The organism is Bartonella vinsonii subsp. berkhoffii ATCC 51672 (genome assembly GCF_902825225.1).
GTDB lineage: Bacteria > Pseudomonadota > Alphaproteobacteria > Rhizobiales > Rhizobiaceae > Bartonella > Bartonella berkhoffii.
In genome coordinates this window covers 1-400 of record NZ_CADEAK010000277.1, presented here as the reverse complement: position 1 = coordinate 400, position 400 = coordinate 1, and the positions used below count along the sequence as shown (strand labels likewise).

Genomic DNA, 400 nt, shown 5'->3' with positions numbered 1-400 from the left:
CCCCCACCTCACCACCAAAAACACCCCCTGAGCTAGAAAAACCCCCCCCGCCCCCCCCAACACCCTCCCCTTCCCCCCCCTGCGCAAATACCCCAATTAAAAAGTGACCCCCCCCCTTAAGCCCCCTCTTTGTTTCCATGAAACCTTCCACCGCCACGACCAATTTGGGCTGTTCTCGATTTTTTAAGTTGCCATCCTTTAACTTTAACATGCACACATTGACCTCCTTCGCCTCCTCCTCCATTGTGGAGGCTTGTATATTTGCCTTCTCTTTCTCCGCCACCACCTCCTCCACCAGCACCCACGCGCGTATTTCAATTTCTGTGTCATCACTAACACCTTCAGGAAATGGAATGGTACCGCTTTGTGTCATAAGAATTTCAAGGGGGGACGTCGCTTT

Annotated in this window: 1 pseudogene; it reads right to left on the bottom strand. The window is 52.2% G+C overall.

Annotated elements, in window-relative coordinates:
* Positions 1-373: pseudogene (locus J7R10_RS09255) on the bottom strand (Bgr_08870 family protein); the annotation flags it as partial.
* Positions 374-400: the final 27 nt, after the last annotated feature.